This is a genomic window from Mycobacterium sp. (assembly GCF_019247635.1).
In the GTDB taxonomy this organism is placed as follows: Bacteria; Actinomycetota; Actinomycetes; order Mycobacteriales; family Mycobacteriaceae; genus Mycobacterium.
Genome location: NZ_JAFBAR010000090.1, coordinates 71,376 through 94,188 on the forward strand (window position 1 = coordinate 71,376; position 22,813 = coordinate 94,188).

Here is a 22,813-nt window from a genome sequence, read left to right on the forward strand (position 1 = left end):
ATGAATGCTTGGCTGATCCGACAAGATAGAACACAACGGCTAGTAGAATCGGACAATATGACCGGTGTCGGGCTAGGGCAGCTGCTGCTCGCTTTGGACGCCACGCTGGTCAGCCTCGTGGCAGCCCCGCGCGGCTTGGATATGCGGGTCGCCTCGGCGGCGCTGATCGACTCCGACGATGTCCGGCTCGGCCTGGCGCCCGCAGCGGGGTCGGCCGACGTCTTCTTCCTGCTCGGCATCGCCGACGATGAAGCGAGGCGCTGGCTCGACGGGCGGGCACCGGTCGCGATCTTCGTCAAGGAGCCGTCCGACGCACTGGTGGCCAAGGCCGTCGCAACCGGGTCAGCGGTCGTCGCCGTGGAGCCGCGGGCGCGCTGGGAGCGGCTCTATCGATTGGTCAATCAGGTCTTCGACCACCAGGGTGATCGCGCGGCGGACGATCCCGGCACCGATCTGTTCGGCCTGGCCCAGTCCCTGGCCGACCGCATCCACGGCATGGTCAGCATCGAAGACGCCCAATCCCATGTGCTCGCGTACTCGGCTTCCAACGACGAAGCCGATGACCTGCGCCGACTGTCCATCCTGGGCCGTGCCGGCCCGCCCGAGCATCTCGAATGGATCGGCCAATGGGGCATTTTCGATGCGCTGCGGGCCGGCCGCGAGGTGGTTCGCGTCGCGGAGCGCCCCGAGTTGGGGCTGCGTCCCCGGCTGGCCATCGGGATTCACCACGCGCCGGCCGCCGTTCGAGGCCCGCCCGCGTTCGCCGGAGCCATCTGGGTGCAGCAGGGCTCACAACCCCTGGCCGACGACGCCGACGAGATGATGCGGGGCGCGGCGGTGCTGGCCGCCCGGATCATGGAGCGGCTGGCGACGAGGCCGTCCACGCACGCGCGGCGGGTGCAACAGCTGCTGGGCATCGGTGACGCTCAGCCGGCCGAGCCGGCCGACATCGCCCGCGAACTCGATCTTCCGGTCGACGGCAACGCCGCGGTTGTCGGCTTCCACGCCGTAACCACCAAACATCGGTTGGCCGACGTTCTGGCTCTGAGCGCCAGCGCTTTTCGGCGCGACGCGTTGGTTGCGTCCAACGGGTCGCGGGTCTATGTGCTGCTACCGCACACCGCGGCGACCCGGTCGGTCGCCTCGTGGGCGCGCGGCACCATCAGCGCGCTGCGCGCGGAGTTGGGCGTGACGCTCCGGGCCGCCATCGCCGCGCCGATTGCGGGTTTGGCCGGAGCGGCTGCGGCACGCCGCGAAGTGGACCGCGTGCTCGACAGTGCTGAGCGCCACCCGATCTCGATCGGCCAGGTGACGTCGTTGGCCGAAGCGCGCACGACGGTGCTACTTGACGAGATCGTCAGCCTGATCGGAACCGAAGAGCGCCTGGTCGACCCGAGGGTGCGTGATCTGAATGCCACGGATCCCGTGCTGGCTCAGACCCTGCGTGCCTATCTGGACTGCTTCGGCGACATCGGCGCCGCCGCCGAGTGGCTGCAGGTGCATCCCAACACCGTCCGCTACCGGGTGCGGCGGATCGAAAAGCTGTTGTCGACGACGTTGACCGATCCCGATGTGCGGCTGTTGTTTTCGCTCGGTTTGCGGGTACTCGAGAGACCATAGCGCTCCTGGCTTCCGAAACCTTGTTCGATGTTCTGCGGCTCCGTTGCGCGGTCAATTTTTCGAGACTGCCACGACAAGCTGCGCAAATAGTCTGCCGACATCGGTTTACGACTCAGTTACACGCGGGTAGTCCCCCGCGGTGAGCTTCGGGCAAAGCCGCCTGGGGTGGAATTGTCGCGTCGGCGCGATATGGGGCCGAGTAGCGGGACCGATTCCTCGAACTGAAGGAGTAGCTAATGAGGAACATCATCAAACGAACCGCAGCCTGCGCTGTACTCGGCGGAGCCGTGTTGGTCACGGCCGGGGTTGGTGATGCATACGCAGATCCGGTTCAGGGCGGCCTGGTTAACGTGAACATCGGCAACGTCACCATCGCAGCAAACGTGACCGTGGACGCCGCGGCCGCCGTCGTTGCCAATGCGTGCGGCGTCGACTTGCCTAACGTCAACGCGCTGGTGTACCAGGTCAGTCAGACCGGTGCACCTACAACTGTGTGCCAACAGAGCAACGGCCCGGTGACCGTAACCAAGGTCGCCTGACATAGCTCGGTCGCCGACCCGCGGGCGGCGGCCCACGCGGCGCGGCGCCCGACGGGGCCGCTCCTTGTAAGCCGGCCACGGCGCGCAAGGGTTATGTTCGCCGTGAACGTAACGCCCTGCGTTGCACCGGATTTCCAGCCAGTTAGGCTTCCTGGGTGGCAGATACCCCGTCGTCGTACCTGGTGCTCGCCTCGCAGCGCAGCGGCAGCACGCTGCTGGTCGAATCGCTGCGTGCGACCGGGGTGGCCGGCGAGCCCCAGGAGTTCTTCCAGTATCTGCCGACCACCAGCCAGTCTCCCCAACCGCGGGAATGGTTCGCCGGCGTCCAAGACGAGTCGATTCTGAACCTGCTTGACCCATGGGACGAAGGCAAGCCGGACCTGGCGCCGCCGCACATCTGGCGCGACTACATCCGCACCGTCGGTCGAACGCCCAACGGCGTGTGGGGCGGCAAGCTCATGTGGAACCAGACGCCGCTCCTGTTGGACCGCGCGGAGGGACTACCCGACCGATCCGGTGACGGATTGTTGGCCGCGATCCGCGACGTCGTCGGGGAAGATCCGCTCCTGATTCATATACATCGACCTGACGTGATCTCACAGGCCGTGTCATTCTGGCGCGCGGTGCAGACCCGGGTGTGGCGTGGTAGGCCCGACCCGGTCCGTGACGCGCGTGCCACGTATCACGCCGGGGCGATCGCCCACGTCGTCACCATGCTGCGTGACCAAGAACGGGGCTGGCAGGATTGGTTCGACGAGGAAAACGTCAATCCGATCGAGGTTTCCTATCCGGTGTTGTGGCGCAACCTAACTGAGGTGGTGGCCAACATCCTCGAGCAGCTGGGGCTCGATCCGCGGTTGGCACCGGAGCCGGTCCTGCAACGTCAGGCCGACCAGCGTTCCGACGAGTGGGTGGACCGCTACCGGGCCGATGCCGAAAGAGAGGGACTACCAACATGACTGCAACCGCGACCGTGGCGGTCGACGAGCTGCGCCTGCTGGAGGCCGAAGCGGTGCACATCATCCGTGAGGTCGTCGCCGAACTGGAGCGGCCGGTGTTGCTGTTCTCGGCCGGCAAGGACTCGATCGTGTTACTTCGCTTGGCGGAGAAGGCGTTTCGTCCACTGCCGCTGCCATTTCCGGTGATGCACGTTGACACAGGGCACAACTTCGACGAGGTTATCGAGTTTCGCGATCGCAGGGTCACCGGTCAGGGGCACAAGCTGATCGTCGCGTCGGTGCAGGAATCCATCGACAACGGCCGGGTTCCCGACCCGGGCCCCGGCGCGTCGCGGAACCGGGCGCAGACCCGCACGCTGCTCGACGCCCTCGAGGCCGGTGGCTTCGACGCCGCATTCGGCGGTGCCCGCCGCGACGAGGAGCGCGCCCGCGCCAAGGAGCGCATCCTGAGCTTCCGCGACGAGTTCGGCCAGTGGGATCCGCGCGCCCAGCGCCCGGAACCGTGGTCGCTGTACAACGGCCGGATCAAGAAGGGCGAGCAGGTCCGGGTGTTTCCGCTGAGCAACTGGACCGAGCTCGACGTGTGGCGCTACATCGAGCTGGAAGACCTTGAAATACCGTCGATTTACTACGCCCACGAACGCGAGGTGTTCGAGCGCGACGGCATCCTGCTGGCGGTCTCGGAATACGCCGGGCCGCAGAATGGTGAAACGTCCGCCGTGGAGTCGGTGCGCTATCGCACCGTCGGCGACCTGACCATCACCGGGGCGGTGCGCTCGAAGGCCACCGACATCACCCGCGTCATCACCGAGATCTCGGCCGCGACGGTGTCCGAGCGCGGCGAGACCCGCGCCGACGACCGCACGTCGGCCGCCGCGATGGAGGACCGCAAGCGAGAGGGCTACTTCTGATGAGTCTGACCAAGCCTGTGACGCGTCAACTGCTGCGCATTGCCACCGCGGGTTCGGTGGACGACGGCAAGAGCACCCTGATCGGACGGCTTCTGCACGACACCGACAGCTTGCCGCTGGACCACCTGGAAGCCGTCACCGACGAGGAGGGCGTCGCCGACCTGGCGGCGCTGTCCGACGGTCTGCGCGCCGAACGCGAACAAGGCATCACCATCGACGTCGCGTACCGATTCTTTTCCACCGAGACCCGCAGCTACATCCTGGCCGACACCCCCGGCCACGAGCGCTACACCCGCAACATGTTCACCGGTGCGTCCAACGCGCACGTGGCAATCCTGTTGGTGGACGCGCGCGCCGGGGTGCTGCGCCAAACCCGCAGGCACGCCCGGATCGCAAAACTGTTGGGCATCAAGCACTTTGTCGCGACCGTGAACAAGATCGACCTCGTCGGCTTCGACGAAGGTCGGTTCACCGAGGTGGAGGAAGAGCTGCGCCAGACGGCGGCGCGGCTTGGCGACGTGGACATCACGGTGATACCGCTGGCGGCCAAGCACGGCGACAACGTCGTGCACCGCTCCGATCGCACACCGTGGTACGCAGGTCCGACGTTGCTCGAGTACCTGGAAAGTGTCGAGCTGGCCGCACCGCAAGCCGAGGCGTCCCGACTGCGGCTCCCGGTGCAATGGGTCTCGCGGCCGACCGCCGACGTGCGGCGCCGCTACACCGGGCGGCTCGCGGCGGGCACACTCAGCGTGGGCGACCCGGTGGTGTCGCTGCCCGCCGGCACCCGTTCCACCGTGACGGGACTGGATACCCTCGACGACGACCGCCCGACTGCCGTTGCGCCGCTGTCGGTTTCGATCGAACTGGCGGACGACATCGACGTGGGCCGGGGTGACGTGCTGGTCAGTGGGGCCGACGACGCTGCTGCGCCCGTGCTGGCGCGTGAGCTCGACGCGACAGTGTGCTGGTTCGTCGACACCCCGCTGCGGGCCGGCGACCGACTGGCACTCAAGCAGACCGCCAAGAGCGTCCGGACAACGGTGCAGGCGTTGCATTCGCGGCTGGACCCGGAGACCCTCGACGAACTCGACAATCCAGTTGAGTTGGCGCTCAACGACATCGGCACCGTGACCCTGCGGACGAGTTCGGTAGTAATCGCCGACGCCTACACCGATAACCGGGATAGCGGCGCGTTCATCCTGATCGACGAGACCAGTAACGACACCGTCGGCGCGGGCACCATCCTCGAAGCCCGGGAGGTCAACCCAGGCACGCATCCGCGCACCGACATCCGCTGGCATCCATCGTCTCTCGATCGCCACCACCGATGGCAGGCCACCGGACAGTCGGGTGCCACGATCTGGTTCACCGGCCTGCCCGCTTCCGGCAAGTCGACGATAGCCGTGGCCGTGGAGCGCGCACTGGTCGAATCTGGACGGGTTGCATACCTGCTCGACGGCGACAACCTGCGCCACGGCCTGTCCGACGACCTCGGCTTCTCTCCCGGTGACCGCACCGAAAACATCAGGCGGGTAGGACATTTGACGCGACTGCTGGCCGACGCGGGCGTGGTTGCGCTGGCGTCGCTGGTGTCACCACTCAGGTCGGACCGCGAAACCGCGCGCGCCCTCAACGACGCCGCCAAACTGCCGTTCATCGAGGTGCACGTTGCCACCTCCCTGGCCGAATGCGAGAAGCGTGACCCCAAAGGCCTTTACGCGCGTGCCCGCAAGGGTGAGCTGAAGGGGCTGACCGGCGTCGACGCACCCTACGAGCCGCCGGAAAACGCCGATCTGGTGCTCGATACCACCGGCGCCAGCATCGAGGATCTGGCGGCGAAGGTCATTGATCTGCTGGACGAGCGCAGCCCGCGCCCGGCGGCCGCTCCCGTTGCCGGGAAGTGAGCTGACTCAAGCCGGTTTCCGGGACGCCTCGACGACGCTGACGTGCATACCAAACTGGTACCATCGGTGAAGTGAGCACACAAATTGCGGTCCGCCTACCCGACGAGATCGTCGCTTTTATCGATGACGAAGTCCGGGCACAGCATGCCCGCAGCCGCGCGGCTGTCGTGGTTCGGGCGCTGGAACGGGAACGTCGCCGTCGTCTCGCCGAACGCGACGCGGAGATCCTCGCGGCCAGCATGTCAGCGCCGAGTGATGTGGATGCGCTGGCCGCCCACTCTGGTCGTACCGTCCTCGACATCGACTGATGCGCCCCATCCACATCGCCCAGCTTGACAAGGCTCGACCCGTCCTGATTCTCACCCGCGAGCTCGTGCGTCCGCATCTCACCAACGTCACCGTCGCCCCGATCACGACAACCGTCCGGGGGCTGGCCACCGAAGTTCCGGTAGGCGCGGTGAACGGACTGAATCAACCGTCTGTCGTCAGTTGCGACAACATCCAAACGATCCCGGTGTCTGACCTTGGTCGTAAAATCGGCTACCTGCTCGCATCGCAGGAGCCCGCCCTGGCCGACGCCGTCGGCAACGCGTTCGATCTCGATTGGGCCGTTTGACGTCCTAGCGCTCACTCCTGGCCGGATCATCGTGTGCTGGACCGTGATTTCCGGCAGGAGGTTCGGGTGGACGGCACGCCGTTCGGGCGCTACCGCTTGGTGGAGTTGCCGGGCCGCGGCGGTGCTGGAGCTGCCGGTGCAGTAGCGCAGTGCCGCAAACGGCCGACCGTGTCTGCGGCAGGAAGTATTTGGCAGAGGGTCGCGACCCGCTGCGCCCGGCGACGCCGCGCTTGCGATCGCGTCTCCGCAGAGGGGCGCGACCCGCTGCGCCCGGCGACGCCGCGCTTGCGATCGCTCAAGATTCAGCGCGAGCCAATCCCTTGGTCGGCGAGTAGGTCCGCGCAACGATTTGCCGGGGCAGACAGTGCCGGATAGCCGCCGCGCGTGAGGAGCAATCGTCGTGAGTGAAGACATACCGCAGGGAAGCGACGCAGCGCCGCAGCGAGATCGTCGGCTCGGCCGAGTCGGCTCGGTATCGGTGGACTGGTGGGCCACTCTGCTCGCCGGTGTGATCACCGCGTTGGCGGTAGCAGACGTGCTTCCGAAGATTCCGTGGTGACGCCATGACTACCACGCGCATCGACCCCGAGGAAGCCGTAGCAGAGCCGACCTTCACCAGCAGGCAGCCGCTGGACTACGTGCCGGGCATCCTGCTGCTGATCGGCGTGGGGCTGCTGGGCAAATACGCCCAGATCTGGTGGAACGCGCTGGCCAAACACGAACATTGGCACGTGCCAGATATCGAATATGTGTTGTGGGCCATCGTGATCGGGCTCGTGATCACCAACACCATCGGTCTGCATCGGATATTCCGCCCCGGCGTGCAGACCTACGAGTTTTGGCTCAAGACCGGGATCGTGGTGCTCGGTGCGCGCTTCGTGCTCGGTGATATCGCCAAACTCGGCGCGGTGAGCCTGGTCCAGATCCTGGTCGACATGGCGGTTGCGGGAACCATCATCATCCTGGCCGCGCGGGCATTCGGGCTATCGGGCAAGCTGGGCTCGTTGCTTGCGATCGGAACCTCGATCTGTGGAGTGTCGGCCATCGTCGCGGCCAAGGGCGCGATCCGGGCCCGGAACTCCGATGTGGGCTACGCCATCGCCGCAATCCTGGCGCTGGGTGCGGTGGCACTGTTCGTGTTGCCGCCCTTGGGACACGCAATCGGCCTGACGGACCGGGAGTTTGGCCTATGGGCGGGGCTGGCGGTGGACAACACCGCCGAAACCACGGCCACCGGCTACCTGTTCTCCGACCACGCCGGCAAAATCGCCGTCCTGGTCAAATCGACCCGCAACGCGCTGATCGGTTTCGTCGTACTTGGTTTCGCGCTGTATTGGGCCGCGCGCGGGCAGGCCGACCAGATCGCACCTGGTGCTCGGGCCAAGGCCGCGTTCATCTGGGCGAAGTTTCCGAAGTTCGTGCTTGGCTTCCTTGCCGTTTCGGCGATAGCGACCGCGGGCTGGCTGACCAAGGGCCAAACCGCCAACCTCGGCAACGTGTCGAAATGGGCGTTCCTGCTTACCTTCGCCGGGGTCGGGCTCAACACCGACATCCGCCAAATCGTTCGCACCGGATGGCGCCCGCTCGTCGTCGCGGTCATCGGACTTGTCGTGGTGGCCTCGGTCTCGCTGGGCATCGTGTTGCTGACATCCCGCGTATTACATTGGGGCGTGGGCACTTAGGGGCAGCAGCGAGCACGTTGGCGACGTGACCCTGTTGGGTATGGACGCACAAGCTCGCGGGTGAGCATCAGGACGGCGCCAGCTTCGTCAAGCCCACCGATGTGGAGGCCGGACGCGATGCGTACACCTCGGCAAGGAACTGCTCCACGGCCACTGCGGCGTGCGCGGCACGCGCCGATCCAAAGATATCGAAAGCATGCTGGGCGCAAGGCAATTCAGCGTAGACAACCGGCTGGTCGCTCGTCTCGCGCAAGCGAGCCACGAAGCTGCGCGCCTGCTCGACGGGGATCAACGAATCGTTGGTGCCGTGCAACACGAAGAAGGGCGGCGCGTCCTGACGGACGTGCGTGATCGGCGAGGCGACGCGGAACTCGTCGGGGTGTTCTCTGCGCTTCACCTTGAACACGTGCTTCTGCAGCATCGGCACCATCATCGGGTGCATCGAGCTGTCGGACCGGGTGAAGTCATAGACGCCGTAGAACGGGATCGCCGCCTGCACGCGGGTGTCGGCGTCCGCAAACCCCGGCTGAAACCGTGGGTCGTTCGGGGTCAACGCGGCCAGAGCGGACAGATGCCCGCCGGCCGAGCCGCCGGTGATCGCGATCCAATCCGGGTCGCCGCCGTACTCGGCGATGTGTTCCTTGGTCCACGCGATCGCGCGCTTGACATCCACGATCTGATCGGGCCAGGTGGAGCGCGGGCTGAGTCGGTAGTTGATGGCGACGCACACCCAGCCGAGTTCGGCGAGGTGGCTCATCAACGGATGTGCCTGACCGCGTTTGTTTCCCGTCATCCAGGCGCCGCCGGGAATCTGCAGCAGCACAGGCGCCCGTCCGCCGCGGTCGAGGTCGGGTCGTCGCCAGATGTCGAGATGGTTCCTGGAGCCACACTCCCCGTAGCTGATGTCGGCGTCGTGCGCGTAGTCGCGGTAGATCCGCAGCATCCGCGCGGCACCGGGCTTCTTCGCGGTGGCGCCTCCCGGCGCGGGCCGCTTCCACAGGTCGCCCGACTCGGCACGACGGTCGGGACCGAGCCCGGCGTCCAGGGCCGCCGTAAGCGGTTGGTCAGCCGCGCGGCCCGTCCGGCGCAGACCCAGCAGGCCCAGCCATGACAGCACGGACACCAACCAAGTGATTGCACGCACGCGCGCCGACAGCCGCGGCGACACCACCGCCAGCGCGGCCAACTGGGTGACTATCGCCTGCGTCGGAAGCTCGGAGGCGAACACCCCGGAGCCGAAGGCGTAACCCGCCAAATAACCCTGCTTCGAGACCGGCCGATAGCCGTTGGCGGTGAACACCAGGCCGGCCAGCGATAACACCAACGCCAACAGTCGCCGCATAGCTGTCCTCCCGATCTAATTGCCGCCCTCGTCGGGTTCCTGTTTTGCCTCGACGGGCTGCTCGAGCACGTGATACGCCGGGTCGGCCATCGAAATGGGCTGGTTACCGCTCTGGCGGGCTTTACCGGTGATCCGCAGCAGTTGGCCGGGCTTGATGTCGGCGCCTCCGCGCCCGGAGCGGAACGTCACGCTGATCTCGCCGCTGTTGTCGCCGACGACGACCTCGCGCAGCGTCCGCCTGCCCTTGCTGACATCCTCGACCTCGCTGACCCGCCCTTCGAAGCTGGCTCGCTGCCCGGGGATCAATCCCGCCACCGTGATCACCGACGCCCCCGGCTCGGGATGCTCGTAAGCCTCAACGTCCTCTTCCTCACCCTTGGAAACCCACGCCTCGATCTTGTCGAGTTCGCGCGCGACCCGTTGCTCGAGGCCTTCGGGGTACGCCTGCTTGATCCGGGACTCGACGTCGTACGGCACGATCGTCGCCGCGGCGTCCGGGATCAGGCTGACCGCCCGGGCCACCTTGTCGGCGGTGCGGTCGTGCAGCAGGCGTCCCAGCAGCGGCGCGTAGGTGCGACGGGGCAACAGCACCGTCACGTTGGTGTTCCGATGTTCGTCGCGCGCCTTGATGACCAGCACCTGAGCGGCCCGGGTGATCCGCCGATCCGGGCAGTCCACTACCCGTAACGGAGTGTCGAGCCCGAAGTGATCCCAACGCTTTCGGATCAGTTGGGCATGGACTTCGTCGACCATGAAATGCACCGCGATCAACTCGTCGGCGCGCAGCCCCCTGCCGTATCGCAGCGCCTCGATGACGGCCAGGTCAACCGAGTTCACGAAGACGAAGACCTTGTGCCGGGCGTACTTCACCAATTCGGGACGGTCGGTCCGGAACATCTCGAGAATCGCTGCCTCGGCGCGATATTCGCGGTTGAGCCGCATCAGCCCGAACACCAGAATCGGGAAGACGACCACTACCAGCCACGCACCCTCGGTGAACTTCGCCACCGCAAAAATGCCGACAACGATCGTCGAGAGGATCCCCGCGGAGAGGTTGATCACGAGCCTCCGGCGCCACCCCGGATCCCGTTGCGTCAGATGATGTTTGGTCATTCCGTAACCGGCCATCGAGAACCCGGTGAACACGCCGATCGCATAGAACGGAACCAGCGCGTTGACCGAACCGCCGGTGGTCAAGAGCAACAGCACCGACAGCGCGGTAAGGGCGAGGATGCCGTTCGAAAACACCAGGCGGTGGCCACGTTTCATCAACTGCCGGGGCAGGAAACGGTCTTCGGCGACAAAGCTGGCCAGCGCGGGGAACCCGTTGAAACTGGTGTTGGCACCGGTGAACAGAATGGCAGCCGTGGACGCCTGGACGAGCGCGTAGAGGATATCGCCGACGACGCCGTGGCCGAAGACCGCGCGGGCAATCTGCGACAAGACCGAAGGATATTCGTCGACGTAGGGGGTGGCGTGCGTGACATAGGCGAGATAGGAGACACCGGCCAGCAGGAACCCGAGGATCGCGGCCATCGTGGTGAGCACCTTACGTGCGTTGCGGCCCTGGGGCTTTCGGAATAGGTCGACGGTGTTGGAGATCGCCTCGACCCCCGTCAGCGACGAACCGCCGTTGGCGAACGAACGCAGCACCGTCAGGATCGTCGCGCCCATCACTAGACCGCTGCCCTGATGAACCTCCACGGTTCCCGGCATGTGCGCGGGGTCGTATACCGGAAGTTCGCCGAACATTATGCGCGCGACACCGATGACGATCGTAAGGCCGACCATGGCGACGAAAAAGTAGGTGGCGAAGGCGAACTGCCATCCCGCCTCTTTCAGCCCACGCAGGTTGGCGTAGCAGATCAACATCACCACGCCCACCGTGATCTGCAAACTGTGCGGACCCAGGACCGGGATGGCCGACACCACCGCCACCGTCCCGGCCGCCGCCTGCACCGCCACCGTGACCACATAGTCGATCAACAGCGCTGCGGCGGCAACCTGCGCGACCTTGGGCCCAAAGTTCTCCCGGGCCACGATGTACGACCCACCCGCGCGCGTGTAGGCCATGACGACCTGCCGATACGACGCGGCCACGAGCACCAGGATCAGCAGGATGACGCCCGTGATGGGCAGCAATAAGGCAAACGCCGCCAGCCCCGCGGCGGGCAACAATTCGATCAGGATCTGCTCGGTACCGTACGCGGTGGACGAGATCGCATCGGGCGAAAGCGCCCCCAGCGCAACCGGATTCGACAGTTTCTCGGTTGCGAGTTCCTCGGTGATCAGCGGCTTGCCCAAGAACACCCGCCTGGCAATGTCCGCGATGGACGTCGGGATGCGCAGCTTGGTCGCCGCAGTGCTAGCCGAAGTTGTCACGACCACATTCCTTATCCGAGGTTGAGCGCCTCCAACATCTTCTGCAGCATTCTGCCTAACGCCTAGCCCACGCGCGGCACCGCCGCCTCGATGCGCTCGTCGCTGGCCGTCAGCGCGATGCGCACATGCTGGGCACCGCGCGGTCCGTAGAAGTCGCCGGGTGCGACCAGGATGCCGCGCTGCGCAAACCAGCTGACGCTGTCTCGGCATGCCTCACCGCGGGTCGCCCACAGGTACAACCCACCTTCCGAGTGTTCGACGGCAAAACCCGCCGAGCGCACGGCCGGAAGCAGCAGCTCTCGCCGGCGCGCGTAGCGCTCTCGCTGCAGCTTCTCGTGATCGTCGTCATCCAGCGCGGCAACCATGGCTGCCTGTACCGGCGTGGGCACCATCATCCCGGCATGTTTACGCACGGCCAGCAGCTCGGCGATCAGGATAGGATCGCCGGCGACGAAACCGGCACGGTAGCCGGCGAGGGATGAACTCTTGGACAGCGAGTGCACCGCGAGCAGCCCGGTGTGGTCGCCGTCGCAGACCGCTGGGTGCAGCACCGATAACGGTTGGACATCCCAGCCCAAACCCAGGTAGCACTCGTCGGACGCCACCACGATGCCGCGATCACGCGCCCACCCGACCACCTTGCGCAGATGGTCCACACCCAGCACGCGGCCGGTCGGGTTGCTCGGCGAGTTCAGATACACCAGCGCTGGCCTTTGCGGACCCAGCTGCGTCAGCGAGTCGGCCCGCAGCACCTGCGCTCCAGCCAGCCGGGCGCCGACGTCGTAGGTCGGGTAGGCCAACTCGGGCACCACCACCGCATCCTCGGCACCCAGCCCCAGCAAGGTCGGCAACCAGGCGATGAGTTCCTTCGTGCCGATCACCGGCAGCACGGCCGCCTCGGTCAGCCCGGTGACTCCGAACCGACGGTTTAGCGCGGCCACGATGGATTCGCGCAGCTGCGGGGTGCCCGCCGTGGCCGGGTAGCCGGGCGCTGAGCTGAAAGCCGCCAGCGCCTCTCGGATCAGCGGCGCAACCGGGTCGACCGGGGTACCTACGGACAGGTCGACGATGCCGTCCGGATGAGCCAGGGCCAGCGCTTTCGCGTCGGCCAAGGTGTCCCAGGGGAACTCCGGCAGGGCCGCGGACAGCACCGGCCCGCTCAGTCGTCCTCGCCCTGCGGCGGCAGATCCTTGACCACTTGCGGGTCGTTCTCGGTCATGCCGACCTTGGCCGCCCCACCCGGCGATCCCAGCTCTGTGAAGAAGTCGGCGTTGATCTGCGTGTAGTGGCCCCACTGGTCGGGCACATCGTCTTCGTAATAGATGGCCTCGACGGGGCAGACCGGTTCACACGCCCCGCAGTCCACGCATTCGTCGGGGTGGATATACAGCATCCGGGCACCCTCATAGATGCAGTCGACCGGGCATTCCTCGATGCATGCCTTGTCCTTGATGTCGACACAGGGTTGGGCAATCGTGTACGTCACGGACGTCTCCTCGAGGTCTTTTCCATGTCCTGGGGTCCTCCATGTACCGCTCAGTGTGGGCTGATGTTTGCATGGCCGCGCGTGCTTACGACTAGCGTTCGGTACCTGATACTAGACGTTGCACATACACGTCAACCACTGGGCATGCCGGGGAATGTGTCTAGTGTTATGCACTCAGTGGCATAGCGGTGCGTGACGCCAGCTAAATCGTCGGCGGCGCGGCGTTCGCCGTCGAGCTGGATGTCCAGCGGGCCATCAAACAGGCCACCGAGCTGACCGCCAGGCTGTCGTCCACCTATGCGTCTGACCTGCGATTTGTTACGTCTCGGCGGCTTCGGCCGATGGTTCAGCTGAAGAAGTAAACTCTCGGGGCCTGGTAGCCTCGACTAACGACGGCAGTTCGCTGGGGAGAGGCCGTCAGCGTCGAGCGCTAACGGTGCATTAGTTGGAAGGTGTCCAGAAATGTCGAGGCTGTCGTTGACCAAATTGGCCGCTGCGGTTGGAGGCGTGGGTGTGGCGTTGGGCTTGACCGCCGGCGCAGGCATCGCATCCGCTGATCCGCTGGACCCGGCCATCAACACGACCTGCAACTACGGGCAGGTCATGGCCGCGCTGAACGCGACCGACCCGGGCGCTGCCGCGCAATTCAACCAATCGCCGATCGCGCAGAGCTATTTGCAGAGATTTTTGGCCTCGGGTCCGGCACAGCGCCGGCAGATGGCCAATCAAATAGCCGCCATGCCGGGGGCGTCGCAGTACGTCAACGACCTCTCGGCGGTCGCGGCAACCTGCAACAACTACTGAGCAGCTCAGTAGCCCGCAAGTAGGCGGCGCACGCGGCCCAGGGCCTCGGGCCCGACGCTACTGCGAATCCGCGACGGGTCGCCGGGGCGCCGGCCCCAGAGCAGCAATACGCGAACGGCGGCATCGGTATCGAGCGTGGCCGGACCTTCGGGTTCGGCCAACCCGATGGTGGCGCTCTCGGCGTCGGCCCTGATCAACACGTCGTCGGCGTCCGGGACGCGCAACCGCGCCTCCACCCGTTCGCCTGGCTGCAGTTGCCCAGCCCCCTTGACCAGCAGCGGCTTTCCCACCGCGACGACACTGTGCGTAGTCATCCACGGCTGAGCCAGGGCGGCCTCTGAGATTTTGCTGTCGCCGGTGATGTCCCAGCTGTGCAGCACCAGTTCTTGGCGCATGTGTTCGGCGAACCAGGGCACCTTCATGGTGCGACCGGTCCAGGCGACGTCGGTGTCGGCCGGCAACGCGTCGGCCGCGTCGGCAACCTCGTTCAGGGTCGCCATCCGGTCGTGCAGCGCGTCCCACAGATCGTCGTCGTTCATGGCCCGCAGCGCGGCCTCGCGTTCCTCGAAGCCGCGGGTGCGGACGGGCTCGCCCCGCAGGTGCCCGCCCAGTACCCGGGCGAGTTCCTGGGCATTTCCGGCCTGGTGGATGACGACGTCGCGGACCGTCCATGCCGCACACCAGGTACCGGCGTCGGGTTGCCGTTGCTGCACCGCATCCAGGAACGGCTGCCATTCGGGAAAGCGGTCGTTATCGATCACTCTGCTCACCGCCGGGGTATACCCAACCTTCCGCGAAGGTGCGCAAAATGCCGGTGCGCACGGCGTGTCACTGGACAGACGCGCACGCTCGCGGCAAAGGGGGTGGTGGCTACGCGGCCAGGGGGGCGTATGTGGTGGTGCGCTGGCGGGCGGGGCGGCCGATTCCCTGGGCGATCGCGACCAGCTCGCCGACCGTCTTGGCCGACCCGTGTTCGGACCCGGCCATCCGCGAGATGGTCTCCTCCATCAGGGTGCCGCCCAAGTCGTTGGCGCCGCCGTTGAGCATCACCTGCGTGCGCTCGACACCGAGCTTGACCCAGCTCGTCTGGATGTGGGAGATGCGGCCGTGCAACATGATTCGCGCCAGGGCGTGCACCGCCCGGTTGTCTCGATGGGTAGGCCCGGGTCGAGCCGCACCGGCCAGATACAGCGGCGAATTCTGGTGAACGAAGGGCAGCGGCACAAACTCGGTGAAACCGCCCGTGCGGTCCTGAATGTCGCGCAGCACGTTGAGGTGGGCCACCCAGTGCCGGGGGCTGTCGACGTGGCCGTACATCATGGTTGAGGACGATCGCAGGCCCACCTCGTGCGCGGTGCTCACGATCTCGATCCACAGCGACGTCGGCAACTTGCCCTTGGTGAGCACCCAGCGCACCTCGTCGTCCAGGATCTCGGCGGCCGTGCCCGGGATGGTGTCGAGGCCCGCCTCGCGCAGGCCAAGCAGCCATTCGCGAATGCTCAAGCCGCTCTTGGTAACCCCGTTGGCGATCTCCATCGGAGAGAACGCGTGCACGTGCATCGACGGCACCCTGACCTTGACGGCGCGCACCAGATCGGCGTAGCCGGTGATCGGCAGCTCGGGGTCGATCCCGCCCTGCATGCAGACCTCGGTGGCACCGGCGACGTGGGCCTCCCACGCGCGGTCGGCGACCTCTTCGGCCGACAGCGAATAGGCATCCGCGTCGCCCTTGCGTTGGGCGAACGCGCAAAACCGGCAGCCGGTGTAACAGATGTTGGTGAAGTTGATGTTGCGGTTCACCACGAAGGTCACATCGTCGCCGACGACATCGCGGCGCAGCGAGTCCGCCAGCGCGGCAACGGCTTCCAGCGCGGCACCGTCGGCCGTCGCCAACGCCAGGTACTCGTCGTCGGTGCAGCCGGCGGGATCGCGTTCCGCCGAGCGCAGCGCGGCCAGCACGTCGGTGTCGATCCGCTCGGGAGCGCGCGCGGCCAGCTCGTGCACGTGCGCACGGATCGACTCCCAGTCGCCGAACGCGCTGTCGAGATCGCTGCGGGCCTCGCTGTTGCGGCCCTGGACGTCGATCGCCGCGTGCAGGTCCACCCGGCCGCGCGACTCGACGTCGTCGGGCTCCTGCCACGGCATGCCCACCGGGTTGACGTCGCGAGCAAAGCCCGTCGCCGGATCTGCCAGCGCCACAACATGTCCCCGCACCCGCGGGTCGATCCACGCCGCACCCGCCTGCACGTATTTGGGCTGCGCGGTCAGCCGCTGCACCAGGTCGTAACCGGCCTCGGCGGTGATGTCGGCCAGGTCGTCGAGGGCGGGCCACGGCCGTTCGGGGTTGACATGGTCGGGCGTCAGCGGCGACACGCCGCCCCAGTCGTCGACGCCGGCGGCGATCAATGCCAGACATTCGTCGCGCGACACCAGGTTGGGTGGCGCCTGGATGCGCATCCCCGGCCCGAGCACCAGTCGCGCCACCGCCACCGTCGACAGGTAGTCCTCGATGCCGGCGTCCGGCACGGCGGCCATCGCGGTGTGCTCCTTGGCCCGGAAGTTCTGCACAATCACTTCCTGTATGTGCCCGAACTCCTTATGCGACTTGCGTATCGCGTGCAGGGTGTCGGCGCGTTCGGCCAGCGTCTCGCCGATGCCGACGAGCAGTCCTGTAGTGAACGGTATCGACAATCGGCCCGCGTCGGTCAACACGCGCAACCGCACCGCCGGATCCTTGTCGGGACTGCCGTAGTGGGCCAGACCCTTCGTCTCGAAGAGCCGCCGCGACGTCGTCTCCAGCATCATGCCCATCGACGGCGCCACCGGCTTCAGCCGTGACATCTCCGACCAGCTCATCACGCCGGGGTTCAGGTGCGGCAACAGCCCAGCTTCCTCCAGCACCCGGATCGCCATTGCCCGCACGTAGGACAGCGTCGAATCGTAGCCGCGCGCACCAAGCCATTCGCGAGCCTCGGGCCAGCGATCCTCGGGACGGTCGCCGAGCGTGAACAGCGCTTCCTTGCAACCGAGTTCGGCTCCGCGGCGGGCGACGTCGAGGATCTCGTCGGGCTCCAGGTACATGCCCGCGCCCTGGGCGCGTAGCTTGCCCGGGACGGTGACGAACGTGCAGTAGTGGCAGTTGTCCCGGCAGAGGTGGGTGACTGGGATGAACACCTTGCGCGAATAGCTGATCGGCAGCCGCCCGCCAATGCCGCGCCGCCCGGCCGACTCGAGACCCGCGTCGCGTACCCGCGCCGCGCTCGCGCACAAGTCCGCCAGGTCGTCGCCGCGCGCGGTCATCGCCACGGCCGCCTCGTCCGCGTTCAGCGCGACGCCGTCGCGGGCTCGCCGCAGTACCCGGCGCAGCGCCGACGCGCTGGTCTTGCGCGGAACGACGGGGGTCTGCAGAGCGGTGGGCTCCTGGCCCGGAGGCCCCGGTGTCAATGGCACGTTCGTGTAACTTCCCCACGGTCTGATTTCATCCGCGCGGGCAACCCGGCCGGCAATCGCGCGGGCAACCTAGGCGCCATATGGGCAACAGTAGCGGCAGGCATCGGCCCGCATACGCCCGATGCCCTGCGCCCCCGTTCAGGCGCATCCGCCACGGATCAGGGCTGATAGCGATACGATGCTGGAAACGCAGGGGGTCAGCCGGTGTCGTTCGTGGTCGCAGCTCCAGACGCACTGGTGGCCGCGGCTTCGGATATCGCTGGCATCGGCTCGTCCGTCGAAGTGGCGGGCGCGGCCGCGGCGGTGCCGACGACCGGGGTGATTGCCTCGGCCGCCGACCAGGTTTCGGCTCTGGTTGCCTCGGTGTTCTCCGCGCATGGCCAGGGGTACCAGCAGCTCGGCGCGCGGCTGGCGGCGCTCCATCAGGACTTCGTGCAGAACCTGACCGCGGGTGCCGGCGCGTTTGCGGCCGCCGAGGCCAGCGCCGCACAGACCTTGGCGAACACGGTGAACGCCCCCGCCCAGGCATTGCTGGGTCAGCCACTGACCGGCGGCCGTTCGATGGCGGCGCCCACGTTAAGCCAGGTGCAGAGCCTGTTCCTTGGCGGTCCCGGCGCGCTGGCCCGCAGCGCGGCGATCGTCGGTCCGGCCGCCAACAGCGTGCTGGCGCTGCTGCCCACCGGCGGGACCGCTGCGCTGGCCGCGTCGGCCCCGGCCCAGTCGATCGGCGACGCCATCGAGAATCTCTACAACACGGTCGAGCCGTATGTGGCGTATGGCTTCAGCCTCGTCGCGTACGCGGCGGGGTGGGCGGGGGCCGGCGTCTTGGCTCCGCAGATCAATTTCCTGTACTACCTCTTTGAGCCCATCGTGCAGAGCGCCCTGTTCAACACACTCGATTGGCTGGGCGGAACCATCAGCTTCAGTCAGGGGCTGGCGAACTTCTGGTCGGCCACCAACGCGTCGATCAACCAGTTCATCAACACCGAGATCGACTGGGTGCGCAGCCTCCTGCCGCCGCTTCCGCCGCTCCCGCCCGCGGCCTGAGCCGGCCCTTCAGCCGTGCCGACCGCGACGCCACAGCACCCACGCCGGTGGCACGACGCCCAGCACGATCAGCAGCACAGCCCGGTAGGCCAGGAGTCCTTGGCCGTCGAGGATTTGACCGTCGCCGGGACCGCCCAGGCCGATCGCCGCCACCGTCAGTAGCCACGTCCACAAGGGCAATGCGGCCACCCGCACCGACTTGGTCCACCGCCCGGCGGCCCAAACCAGAGCGGCGTTGACCAATCCACTGATCAATGCGCTGACGGGAAAGGGAACCGACCCGATGTAGGCGGGCATGAGCATGGCGCCGGCCAGTGCAGACAAGACGCCGTCGACGGCCAACAGCGCCAGAACAACAACACGAATAGCGGGATCAGTCGCGCCGCTGTCTTCGATCGACGCGGCGCGTGGCGCGGTTTCGGTCAGGTCGGGACGCTGTCGAACTGAGCGAGTATCGAGCCGATGACCCACTGCAGGCTGTCCAGCCGGTCCTGCCAGTGCTGCATGTTGGGGTCCATGTCCGGGTCCATACGAGCAGCTTACGTGCCTGACCTCGGGAAGCCCAGACCCGCAAGCAGATCCGTTTCCCAGCCACGCTCGTCGCGATCCCCCGCCGATCCGCCGACCAGAACGTAGTGCTCGTCGCCCAGGATGGGCAGCGCCATATTGTTCGACAGGGCGCAGGCGCGGCCCGTCGGGCCGACGGTGACCTGGGTGGCGTGGGCGGTCAGCGCCTCGACCTTGGCGGCCCGCGCGGCCGGATCCGCCTCGACCACGGCGCCGATGTCGTCGTCGGAGTATCCGAAGTCGAATTCACCTTCCGGTGGGATCGTCCACCCGGGCCGCATATCGTCGGCGCCAAGCGCGTGCCAGCCCGCCAGGAAGGCGTTTACGGCCAGAACCGTCCAGTAGAACTTCGGCACCTCCCACGGCTCGCCTGGAGAGTCGCCTGAGCCCGCGGCGGCCACGGCGGCCGTGGTGACCGTGTGCGCTTGGATGTGGTCCGGGTGGCCGTAACCACCGTGGGGGTCGTAGGTGACCACGACGTGCGGCTGGAGCTCGCGGATGATCGCGACCATTGCGCCGATAGCCTCGCGCTGATCGGCGTCGGTGAATCTGCGCCGGCTGCGCGGTTCGGTGCCGGCCATGCCGGAGTCGCGCCAGCGACCCGCGCCGCCCAGGTAGATGGGCCCACCAACCCCCAGCGCGCGCAACGCGGCGGTGAGTTCCCCCACGCGGTAGCCGCCGAGTTGGTCGGCCTGGTCGACGGCCAGCTGAGCCCAGCGGTCGCCGATGACCTCGCCTTCCTCGCCGAGCGTGCACGTGACCACATGGACCTGCGCCCCGCGGGCGGCGTAATGCGCGATGGTGGCGCCGTTGGCCAGACTCTCGTCGTCGGGGTGCGCATGCACGAACAACAGCCGCGGTGTCTCGGACATGGACGCACCCTAACCCGAGCAAGCAGGCACACGTAGGAACGCCAACGGCTACTATCGACAAATGGCTCAGCCCACCCAGACCGTGTCGGCAGCCGCCAGGAGCCGGCGGCGAGGCGAGGTGCTCGAACGTGCGCTCTACGAGGCAACCCTGGCCGAATTGGCCGCAGTCGGCTACGGCGGACTGACCATGGAAGGAATAGCGGCGCGCGCCCGCACCGGCAAGGCGGCGCTGTATCGCCGCTGGGCGTCCAAGCATGACCTGGTGCAGGCCGCGCTGCGGCATGCCCTGCCGCGGGTGCCGGAACCGCGGCCAGGTCGCTCGGCGCGAGAGAACCTGTCGGCGGTGCTCGGCGCCCATCGCGACGTGCTGGCCGGCAAGACGGTCTTCCCCGGCCTGACGATCATGGCTCAGCTACTGCACGAACCGGAGCTGCGCGCAATCTTCGCCGACGCGGTGGTGTGTCCGCGCCTGACGATCGTCGAGTCGATCCTGCAGGCCGCCATCCGCGACGGCGACCTCGACCCCGCCACGGTCACGCCGCTGACCGCCCGGATCGGGCCCGCCTTGATCAACCAGCACTTCATGCTCACCGGCGACCCGCCGGACCGACGGGAACTGGCTCTCATCGTCGACACCGTGATTCCGCCGAAATCACAAGCGGCACAAGCCAACTGAGCAACGCAGCGCAACTTTGCGCGGACCGGCGCGGCTATCCCGCTACGGTCCGGTTTTGATCCATTGGCCGGCGTCACCGACAATGCCCACCGGCACCGCACCCGACAGGCTGACGTTCTGCACACTAGGGCCCGCCGCGACGATCGTGGTGTCCTGCAGGATCGGCAACACCGTCGACATATTCCACAACCGGGGTTCGACGGCGGTGATCACTTCGTTGATGTTCTTGGTGCCGTTGAGAGCGGCGTCGATGTTCGACTGGATGCTGCGATCGCAGATTCCGGTGATGTTCGACGGCGCTTGCACCAGCGCACCTGGATCGCTCGGGGTGGCGGGCGCCGTCGTCGTTGGAGTCGGCGGATCAGGTCCAGCCGACGGCCTGGACGGCTCGGTCCCGGCCGGCGTGGTGGTCGCCGCGGTGGAGGGCACGTTCGAGGTCGATACCGTCGTCGGCTGCAGGGCGGGGCAACCGTAGCGCGACGCCAACAGCGTCGCCAGGTTTCCGCCGGCCTGATGCCAGCCGACGATGGCGTCCACCTGGTTGTTGTTCAGCGCGTCGCGATACAGCAGCACCGGATCCAGCGCCTGCACGGTCGCCGCGATACCGACGTTGCGCAACTGGTCGGCGGCGGTATTGGCGACGGCAGCCGCCGTGGGGTCATTCGACGCCACCCCCAGGACCAGGGTCAGTTGTTTACCGTCCTTGCTGATCCGGCCGCGAATGGCCTCCGACGGCCCGGTGCTGACCGGGGTTGTGGTCGACCCGGGTGTCGGTGCTGCCGACGTGCCCTCGACCTGGTAACCGGCCGTCGCAAACAACTCCAGCGCCGCCGCCGTGGTCATCGCCGGTGGCGCGGTCGGTTCGTAACCCGGATCGCTCGGCGAGCGGATCTGGGCCTGGGCCAGCGTGACGGTGTTGTCGCTGCCGGCACCCACGGCGGCGAGCAAGTCCACGTCGAGCAACCCCAGGATCGCCTTGCGCACCTGCGTATCGGCCAGCTTCGGCTGGTTTGCGCGCAGCGTCAGCTGCATGACCCGCGGCGTCACGATCCGGGCCGTGCGCACGTCGGGAATGGCAGAGAGCTGCGCGAAGGCGGCCGAACCACCATGCACCTGGGCCACCTGGGTGTCGCCGTTGCGCACCGAATCGGCCAACGCGGCGGGCGCGCCGGCGCGCCGAAAGAGAATGAGCGCCGGTTTGGCGGGCTGGCCCCAGTAGCGGTCGTTGCGGGCGATCAAGATTTCGTCGCGCTGCGGGTCGATGTTCTCCACCCGGAACTGTCCGCCGGTGACCGGCAACGCCCGGGCCAATCCGGCCGCGAAGCCGCCCGGCACGTCCTTGACGATGTGTGCGGGCAACAGATCGCTGAACAACTCCTTCCACGACGGATACGGCTGCGCAAAGGTGACCACCGCCTGCTTGCCGCCCTCGAGCGATTGCACACCGGTGATCAGGTCGTATCCCGCGGGGTCGACCACGCCCGGCGAGGTGACCATCTGGTGCCACAGATACCAGAAGTCGTCGGCGCCGATCGGGGCGTTGTCGGTCCACTGAGCCTCGGGACGGATCTTGTAGGTCACCGTGAACGGGTTCTGGTTCGTCACGTCGGCGGAAACCAGCAGGGTCGGATCCATCTCCCAGCGCGAACCGGTCGGGGTGCTGGGATCGGGCACCGGGCGGAACGTGCTGGGCAACACCAGCGCGCTGATGGCCGCGTTCACCGGCGAAAGGTCGGACAGTAGGTGCGGGTTGAAGCCGGACCCGATCGAGTCGATACCCATGATGATCTGGGTGGGCCGCTGGGGCGGCGGCGCGCTGTTGTGCGGTGTGTCGGTGCTCTGCGGCGCCGGTGGCGGATTGACGGTACAGGCGGCCAGGCCCAGGCCTACGAGTGAAACGAGCACACCGATCGTCATGAGGACGTGGCGGGCTCGGTGCAGCATGCGCATCAG

General features: G+C 67.1%; 21 protein-coding genes. 12 read left to right on the plus strand and 9 right to left on the minus strand.

Annotated elements, in window-relative coordinates; all coding sequences use genetic code 11:
• Positions 1 to 57: 57 nt before the first annotated feature.
• From JO236_RS14420 to JO236_RS14460, 9 genes are all read left to right on the plus strand, one after another.
• Positions 58 to 1,620 carry a PucR family transcriptional regulator gene (locus tag JO236_RS14420; protein ID WP_293331289.1) on the plus strand — a complete coding sequence of 521 codons (1,563 nt, stop codon included), beginning with the start codon at positions 58 to 60 and terminating at the stop codon, positions 1,618 to 1,620.
• A 236-nt stretch (positions 1,621 to 1,856) separates the two neighbouring features.
• On the plus strand, positions 1,857 to 2,159 hold the full coding sequence (locus tag JO236_RS14425) for a hypothetical protein (protein ID WP_293331292.1): 303 nt from the start codon (positions 1,857 to 1,859) through the stop codon (positions 2,157 to 2,159).
• Between the two features lie 155 nt (positions 2,160 to 2,314).
• Positions 2,315 to 3,118, plus strand: coding sequence for a trehalose 2-sulfotransferase (stf0, locus tag JO236_RS14430; protein ID WP_293331295.1), 804 nt, complete (start codon positions 2,315 to 2,317; stop codon positions 3,116 to 3,118).
• Complete coding sequence (gene cysD, locus JO236_RS14435) at positions 3,115 to 4,029, plus strand: sulfate adenylyltransferase subunit CysD (protein ID WP_293331298.1); 915 nt, start codon at positions 3,115 to 3,117, stop codon at positions 4,027 to 4,029. The genes stf0 and cysD overlap by 4 nt, the downstream gene beginning before the upstream one ends.
• Positions 4,029 to 5,936: an adenylyl-sulfate kinase gene (gene cysC, locus JO236_RS14440; protein ID WP_293331301.1), complete on the plus strand. Its 1,908-nt coding sequence runs from the start codon at positions 4,029 to 4,031 to the stop codon at positions 5,934 to 5,936. The genes cysD and cysC overlap by 1 nt, the downstream gene beginning before the upstream one ends.
• Positions 5,937 to 6,007: 71 nt before the next feature.
• The gene (locus JO236_RS14445) at positions 6,008 to 6,244 is read left to right on the plus strand and encodes a YlcI/YnfO family protein (protein ID WP_293331304.1); all 237 of its coding nucleotides are present in this window, start codon (positions 6,008 to 6,010) and stop codon (positions 6,242 to 6,244) included.
• Positions 6,244 to 6,552, plus strand: a complete 309-nt coding sequence (locus tag JO236_RS14450) for a type II toxin-antitoxin system PemK/MazF family toxin (protein ID WP_293331307.1) — start codon at positions 6,244 to 6,246, stop codon at positions 6,550 to 6,552. The genes JO236_RS14445 and JO236_RS14450 overlap by 1 nt, the downstream gene beginning before the upstream one ends.
• A gap of 400 nt (positions 6,553 to 6,952) precedes the next feature.
• A complete protein-coding gene (locus JO236_RS14455; RefSeq protein ID WP_293331311.1) occupies positions 6,953 to 7,111 on the plus strand; it encodes a hypothetical protein in 159 nt (52 codons plus the stop codon).
• A 4-nt stretch (positions 7,112 to 7,115) separates the two neighbouring features.
• Entirely contained in the window at positions 7,116 to 8,234 is a 1,119-nt protein-coding gene (locus JO236_RS14460) for a YeiH family protein (RefSeq protein WP_293331314.1), read from the plus strand.
• A gap of 67 nt (positions 8,235 to 8,301) precedes the next feature.
• Here the strand turns inward: JO236_RS14460 and JO236_RS14465 are convergent, their stop codons facing one another.
• The 4 genes from JO236_RS14465 to fdxA all read right to left on the minus strand — a co-directional run bounded on the left by JO236_RS14465 (position 8,302) and on the right by fdxA (position 13,444).
• On the minus strand, positions 8,302 to 9,576 hold the full coding sequence (locus JO236_RS14465) for an alpha/beta hydrolase (RefSeq protein WP_293331317.1): 1,275 nt from the start codon (positions 9,574 to 9,576) through the stop codon (positions 8,302 to 8,304).
• Positions 9,577 to 9,591: 15 nt separating this feature from the next.
• Complete coding sequence (locus JO236_RS14470; protein ID WP_293331320.1) at positions 9,592 to 11,958, minus strand: APC family permease; 2,367 nt, start codon at positions 11,956 to 11,958, stop codon at positions 9,592 to 9,594.
• A gap of 62 nt (positions 11,959 to 12,020) precedes the next feature.
• Positions 12,021 to 13,106 carry a succinyldiaminopimelate transaminase gene (gene dapC, locus JO236_RS14475; RefSeq protein ID WP_293331679.1) on the minus strand — a complete coding sequence of 362 codons (1,086 nt, stop codon included), beginning with the start codon at positions 13,104 to 13,106 and terminating at the stop codon, positions 12,021 to 12,023.
• A gap of 11 nt (positions 13,107 to 13,117) precedes the next feature.
• Complete coding sequence (fdxA, locus tag JO236_RS14480; RefSeq protein WP_293331323.1) at positions 13,118 to 13,444, minus strand: ferredoxin; 327 nt, start codon at positions 13,442 to 13,444, stop codon at positions 13,118 to 13,120.
• A 462-nt stretch (positions 13,445 to 13,906) separates the two neighbouring features.
• Here fdxA and JO236_RS14485 point away from each other — a divergent pair, with 462 nt between their 5' ends.
• A complete protein-coding gene (locus JO236_RS14485) occupies positions 13,907 to 14,248 on the plus strand; it encodes a hemophore-related protein (protein WP_293331326.1) in 342 nt (113 codons plus the stop codon).
• 5 nt (positions 14,249 to 14,253) lie between these two features.
• On the opposite strand, the gene JO236_RS14490 is transcribed toward JO236_RS14485, so the two are convergent.
• Positions 14,254 to 15,018: a maleylpyruvate isomerase N-terminal domain-containing protein gene (locus JO236_RS14490; protein WP_293331329.1), complete on the minus strand. Its 765-nt coding sequence runs from the start codon at positions 15,016 to 15,018 to the stop codon at positions 14,254 to 14,256.
• A 100-nt stretch (positions 15,019 to 15,118) separates the two neighbouring features.
• Positions 15,119 to 17,692 carry a bifunctional FO biosynthesis protein CofGH gene (locus JO236_RS14495; RefSeq protein WP_293331681.1) on the minus strand — a complete coding sequence of 858 codons (2,574 nt, stop codon included), beginning with the start codon at positions 17,690 to 17,692 and terminating at the stop codon, positions 15,119 to 15,121.
• Between the two features lie 210 nt (positions 17,693 to 17,902).
• Here JO236_RS14495 and JO236_RS14500 point away from each other — a divergent pair, with 210 nt between their 5' ends.
• Positions 17,903 to 18,745, plus strand: coding sequence for a PE family protein (locus tag JO236_RS14500; protein ID WP_323802160.1), 843 nt, complete (start codon positions 17,903 to 17,905; stop codon positions 18,743 to 18,745).
• A 9-nt stretch (positions 18,746 to 18,754) separates the two neighbouring features.
• Here the strand turns inward: JO236_RS14500 and JO236_RS14505 are convergent, their stop codons facing one another.
• Positions 18,755 to 19,216, minus strand: coding sequence for a hypothetical protein (locus JO236_RS14505; RefSeq protein ID WP_293331334.1), 462 nt, complete (start codon positions 19,214 to 19,216; stop codon positions 18,755 to 18,757).
• Between the two features lie 68 nt (positions 19,217 to 19,284).
• A complete protein-coding gene (gene mshB, locus JO236_RS14510; protein WP_293331337.1) occupies positions 19,285 to 20,184 on the minus strand; it encodes an N-acetyl-1-D-myo-inositol-2-amino-2-deoxy-alpha-D-glucopyranoside deacetylase in 900 nt (299 codons plus the stop codon).
• 61 nt (positions 20,185 to 20,245) lie between these two features.
• On the opposite strand from mshB, the gene JO236_RS14515 reads away from it, so the two are divergent.
• A complete protein-coding gene (locus JO236_RS14515) occupies positions 20,246 to 20,860 on the plus strand; it encodes a TetR/AcrR family transcriptional regulator (RefSeq protein ID WP_293331340.1) in 615 nt (204 codons plus the stop codon).
• Positions 20,861 to 20,902: 42 nt separating this feature from the next.
• Here JO236_RS14515 and JO236_RS14520 read toward each other — a convergent pair whose 3' ends face one another.
• Positions 20,903 to 22,810 (minus strand): ABC transporter family substrate-binding protein, encoded by a 1,908-nt coding sequence (locus JO236_RS14520; RefSeq protein WP_293331343.1) that lies wholly within the window; start codon positions 22,808 to 22,810, stop codon positions 20,903 to 20,905.
• Positions 22,811 to 22,813: the final 3 nt, after the last annotated feature.

What these genes read in the sequence shown, in the direction of transcription:
- JO236_RS14420 (WP_293331289.1), top strand. Translation starts at nt 58, where the DNA reads ATGACCGGTGTCGGGCTAGGGCAGCTGCTGCTCGCTTTGGACGCCACG.
- JO236_RS14425 (WP_293331292.1), top strand. Translation starts at nt 1,857, where the DNA reads ATGAGGAACATCATCAAACGAACCGCAGCCTGCGCTGTACTCGGCGGA.
- cysD (WP_293331298.1), top strand. Translation starts at nt 3,115, where the DNA reads ATGACTGCAACCGCGACCGTGGCGGTCGACGAGCTGCGCCTGCTGGAG.
- cysC (WP_293331301.1), top strand. Translation starts at nt 4,029, where the DNA reads ATGAGTCTGACCAAGCCTGTGACGCGTCAACTGCTGCGCATTGCCACC.
- JO236_RS14450 (WP_293331307.1), top strand. Translation starts at nt 6,244, where the DNA reads ATGCGCCCCATCCACATCGCCCAGCTTGACAAGGCTCGACCCGTCCTG.
- JO236_RS14460 (WP_293331314.1), top strand. Translation starts at nt 7,116, where the DNA reads ATGACTACCACGCGCATCGACCCCGAGGAAGCCGTAGCAGAGCCGACC.
- JO236_RS14465 (WP_293331317.1), bottom strand. Translation starts at nt 9,576, where the DNA reads ATGCGGCGACTGTTGGCGTTGGTGTTATCGCTGGCCGGCCTGGTGTTC.
- JO236_RS14485 (WP_293331326.1), top strand. Translation starts at nt 13,907, where the DNA reads ATGTCGAGGCTGTCGTTGACCAAATTGGCCGCTGCGGTTGGAGGCGTG.
- mshB (WP_293331337.1), bottom strand. Translation starts at nt 20,184, where the DNA reads ATGTCCGAGACACCGCGGCTGTTGTTCGTGCATGCGCACCCCGACGAC.
- JO236_RS14515 (WP_293331340.1), top strand. Translation starts at nt 20,246, where the DNA reads ATGGCTCAGCCCACCCAGACCGTGTCGGCAGCCGCCAGGAGCCGGCGG.
- JO236_RS14520 (WP_293331343.1), bottom strand. Translation starts at nt 22,810, where the DNA reads ATGCGCATGCTGCACCGAGCCCGCCACGTCCTCATGACGATCGGTGTG.